This is a genomic window from Sinorhizobium sp. P24N7 (assembly GCF_042436655.1).
Lineage (GTDB): Bacteria > Pseudomonadota > Alphaproteobacteria > Rhizobiales > Rhizobiaceae > Sinorhizobium > Sinorhizobium meliloti_A.
Map to the genome: position 1 here is coordinate 1 of NZ_JBHMIW010000106.1, position 525 is coordinate 525.

Consider the following 525-nt stretch of genomic DNA (forward strand, 5'->3'; position numbering starts at 1 on the left):
TATCCATCGGCCCGGTCATGTCCGGCTTGGAGATATGGTCGACGATGGCGTGGACACCAGGCGTTGCCCTCAGCGCCTCGACCATTGCCGGCATGTGTCGGGGAAAGATGAGCATATCGAAGGGGATTCCGCGCCGCGCGACCTCCGCTAGTGACGCCCGGAAACGCGGATCGGAAATCAGCGCGGGACCGTGACTCTGCAGCATGGGCCGCAGTCCGACCCATTTTGCCTGCGCCACATAATGGTCGAGGCGCGCAGAAAAATTCTCCGCACACATGTCGAGCCAGCCGACCACACCAGCAACGAAATCAGTCTTGTTAGCGATCTCGAGCAGGTAATCGGTTTCGGCCTCAGTTTCGGCTGCCTGCACCAGCACGGTGCAGGTGATGCCGCTCTCCTCTATTAGAGGCCGCAGGTCCTCGGGGCCGAAATCGCGCAGTAGCGGTTTCAGGTCCGGTGTCATCCAGCCGTAATCGCCCCGGGCCACCGCCCAGAAATGGTGATGCGCGTCGAGCATCTTACTTC

Annotated in this window: 1 protein-coding gene; it reads right to left on the reverse strand. The window is 61.1% G+C overall.

The window, feature by feature from the left end; all coding sequences use genetic code 11:
- A partial coding sequence (locus ACFHWW_RS34170; RefSeq protein ID WP_379943817.1) for an amidohydrolase family protein occupies positions 1-525 on the reverse strand: 525 nt, incomplete at both ends.